The organism is uncultured Pseudoflavonifractor sp. (assembly GCA_904419835.1).
Taxonomy (GTDB): Bacteria; Bacillota; Clostridia; order Oscillospirales; family Oscillospiraceae; genus Pseudoflavonifractor.
In genome coordinates this window covers 1-2,926 of the sequence record CAJFTA010000095.1, presented here as the reverse complement: position 1 = coordinate 2,926, position 2,926 = coordinate 1, and the positions used below count along the sequence as shown (strand labels likewise).

Sequence of the window (2,926 nt, the reverse complement as noted above, 5' to 3'; positions counted from 1 at the left end):
CCTCGCTCCGCTCCCCGGAAGCCTTGCACAGCAAGGCTTCCGGGGCATTCGATTCCACGCGAGGCGGGCGGCTGCCCCCTCGCGCTCCCCCGCCCCAGTCCAGGCGGATTCTGTTCAACTGAAGTTTCTCAATACGCTGAGCCGCCCGCCGTTCCTCTCTGGAACAGCGGGCGGCTATAATCTTATGTCAACTGATTTTTCAGCTCCCCGTGAACAGCACCAGAAGCAGCCCGTAGATGACGCTGGCGCTGATGCCGTACACCAGCACCGGCCCGGCGATGACGAACAGCTTGGCGCCCACACCCATGATGAGGCCCTCGCTGCGGAATTCCAGCGCCGGAGAGGCCATGGCGTTGGCAAAGCCGGTGATGGGCACCAGGGTGCCCGCCCCGGCGTGCTTGGCCAGCTTGTCAAACCAGCCCAGGCCGGTGAAGAGCACCGCCAGGAAAATCAGGGTCACCGATGCGGCGATGGACGCGTTCGTCTCGCTCAGCCCCATGAAGCGGTAGAGGTTGAGCAGGCCCTGTCCCAGGGTGCAGATCAGCCCGCCGGTGACAAAGGCCCAGGCCAGATTCTTGGGTGTGGGCGACGGATCCGCCTTTTTCTCCACATATTTTCCGTATTCCTTGTTGGTCATGTCCATAACCCTGTCTGTGCCTCCTTTTCTGCCTTAGTTTTCCGCGGCCGGGCAAAAATATTCCTTGACGTTCGGCCTGTTCCGTGCTATCCTCTCATTTGTCATTTACTAAATTACTAATTTACTAATTGAAAAGGAGGACCTTATGCGGATTCCCACGTCATTGAAGCACAAGCCCGTCATTGTGGCGGAGGACTATGACCACATTGACGGCCGTTCCGCCTACCAGACCGACGCCAAGGGGCTCTCCCTGGGGCTGGCCCAGTGGAACGACCGGGGCCGGGTGGACATCTCGGCCAAGGTGTGGCGGTACACAGGGGAAAAGTGGTCCCGCCAGTCGGAGGAGCTGCCCCTCCACCGGGTGCTGGACCTGGCCATTCTCACCTGCCGGGCCCAGCTCTATCTCCGGGAGGAGAGCTACCGGTACCCGGATTTTTACGACCCCGACCGGCCGGAGATCGACCGGGTAGGCCTCCAGGGGGACGCCATGACGGTGTCGGTGTGCACGGAGAACGACCATATCCAGGAGGATATCCGCCTCTTTCAGGACGCGCTGGCCCGGGACGGGGAGCTGCTGGGAGAGCGGATGCGGGTACTGGCCCGTATTTTAGGGGAGCTGGGGTATCATGGCTAAGACGGAGCATCAGAAGGAGCTGCTGTCCGCCTGGCGGGGGCGGGCCGTGGTGGGCGGCGTGTGCGCCATCCGCTGCACGGCAAACAACCGGGTGCTGCTCAGCGCCGCAGCCAACCCGGCGGGCCTGCGCAACCGCTTTCAGTTCTCCGTCTCCACCGGCTCCTGCACCTTCCTCCCCCTGGCCGCCGACTGGTCCAGGTACGGCGGCCAGTCCTTTGTTTTCACTGTGCTGGAGGAGCTGGAGAAGGGTCCGGAGCAGATAGACGCCCAGTTCAGGGCGGACCTGGAGGCCCTGGCCGCCCTGTGGCGGGAGCGGCTGGCCGCAGAGGGCGCGGAGTTTTACACCAAATAAAAATCCACCAGCTGCCGTGCCCTTGCCGGCGGCTGGTGGATTTGATTTTTTACGCTTTATCGTCCCCGCAGCAGGCGCAGCACTCCTGCGGGAGGGAGTCGTCCTCCCGCACCCAGTCCTCCACATGGACCACGGCGTAGTCTGTCTTGGTGTTGCGGATGACCACCCGCTGAATGCCGGCGTTGATGATAAGCCGGCGGCACATGGCGCAGGAGGTGGACCCGGCGATGAGCGCGCCGGTGGCCGGGTTCTTGCAGGCCATATAGAGGGTAGCGCCCAGGGTCTCGCTCCGGGCGGCCGAGATGATGGCGTTGGCCTCGGCGTGGACGCTGCGGCACAGCTCGTACCGCTCGCCGGAGGGGATGTTGAGGGCCTCCCGGGTGCAGTAGTTCAAATCCACGCAGTTGCGGCGGCCTCTGGGAGCGCCGTTGTAGCCGGTGGCAATGATCTCATCGTTGCGGACAATGATGGCACCGTAGCACCGGCGCAGGCAGGTGGCCCGCTCGGCCACCGTCTCGGCGATGTCCAGATAGTAGTTCTCCTTGTCGATTCGCTTCACGGGGCACCTCCTGTTTTTGTCCAGTATAACCCCTTTCCCCTTTGCTTTCAAGGGATTATTCACATATTGTTTACGTCTGGTGCCTTGACGGAAAACCTTCAAAACGGTATCATTACTGTTATAAAAGTACCGTGGAAGCCGATGTGCCCGAGCCTTACCCCCGCTCGGGCCATTCTTCCGCTGAAGGAGACGTTCGCTCGATGAATTGGCTGCAGAGAATGATGTATGGCCGATATGGCGTCGATCAGTTCTCCCTGTTCCTGATAGCGGTGTATCTGGTGCTCTATCTGGTGGCCAGCCTGCTGCGGCTGGGCCTGCTGAGCTGGCTGGCGCTGCTGGTGGCGGTCTATGCCGTGTTCCGCATGTTTTCCCGGAATATCTCCAAGCGCCGGGCGGAAAACGCCAAATTTATGCAGCTGGCCGGCCCTGTGGTCCGCTGGTTCCGGCTGCGCCGGACCATCCACCGGGACAAGGATCACCGCTATTTCAAGTGCCCCAACTGCGGCCAGCAGCTGCGGGTGCCCAAGGGCAAGGGGAAAATCACCGTTACCTGCCGCAGCTGCGGCGCCAGTTTTGAAGAAAAATCCTGAAAAAACGTCCTGGACTGTGGTCCAGGATGTCAGGCTGTCGAAAAAGTCCCTGGACTTTTCGACAGCCTTCAAAAATGCCGTTACTTTCGCGCCGCACTGCGGCGCAAAAGTCCTCGCTCCGCTCCCCGGAAGCCTTGCACAGCAAGGCTTCCGG

5 protein-coding genes are annotated in these 2,926 nt (G+C 61.6%); 3 read left to right on the top strand and 2 right to left on the bottom strand.

The genetic code is table 11. The annotated features are described in order from the left end of the window. Nucleotides 1-199 precede the first annotated feature (199 nt). Complete coding sequence (gene spoVAC, locus QZY67_RS11615; RefSeq protein WP_294533961.1) at nucleotides 200-643, bottom strand: stage V sporulation protein AC; 444 nt, start codon at nucleotides 641-643, stop codon at nucleotides 200-202. Nucleotides 644-782: 139 nt separating this feature from the next. On the opposite strand from spoVAC, the gene QZY67_RS11610 reads away from it, so the two are divergent. After that, the gene (locus QZY67_RS11610; protein WP_294533958.1) at nucleotides 783-1,271 is read left to right on the top strand and encodes a DUF6530 family protein; all 489 of its coding nucleotides are present in this window, start codon (nucleotides 783-785) and stop codon (nucleotides 1,269-1,271) included. Then, complete coding sequence (locus tag QZY67_RS11605) at nucleotides 1,264-1,623, top strand: GIY-YIG nuclease family protein (protein WP_295370472.1); 360 nt, start codon at nucleotides 1,264-1,266, stop codon at nucleotides 1,621-1,623. Before QZY67_RS11610 ends, QZY67_RS11605 begins: the two co-directional genes overlap by 8 nt. A gap of 49 nt (nucleotides 1,624-1,672) precedes the next feature. On the opposite strand, the gene QZY67_RS11600 is transcribed toward QZY67_RS11605, so the two are convergent. Continuing rightward, nucleotides 1,673-2,182, bottom strand: coding sequence for a deaminase (locus QZY67_RS11600; RefSeq protein WP_295370470.1), 510 nt, complete (start codon nucleotides 2,180-2,182; stop codon nucleotides 1,673-1,675). Nucleotides 2,183-2,382: 200 nt separating this feature from the next. On the opposite strand from QZY67_RS11600, the gene QZY67_RS11595 reads away from it, so the two are divergent. Next, nucleotides 2,383-2,772 (top strand): hypothetical protein, encoded by a 390-nt coding sequence (locus QZY67_RS11595; RefSeq protein WP_294533949.1) that lies wholly within the window; start codon nucleotides 2,383-2,385, stop codon nucleotides 2,770-2,772. Nucleotides 2,773-2,926: the final 154 nt, after the last annotated feature.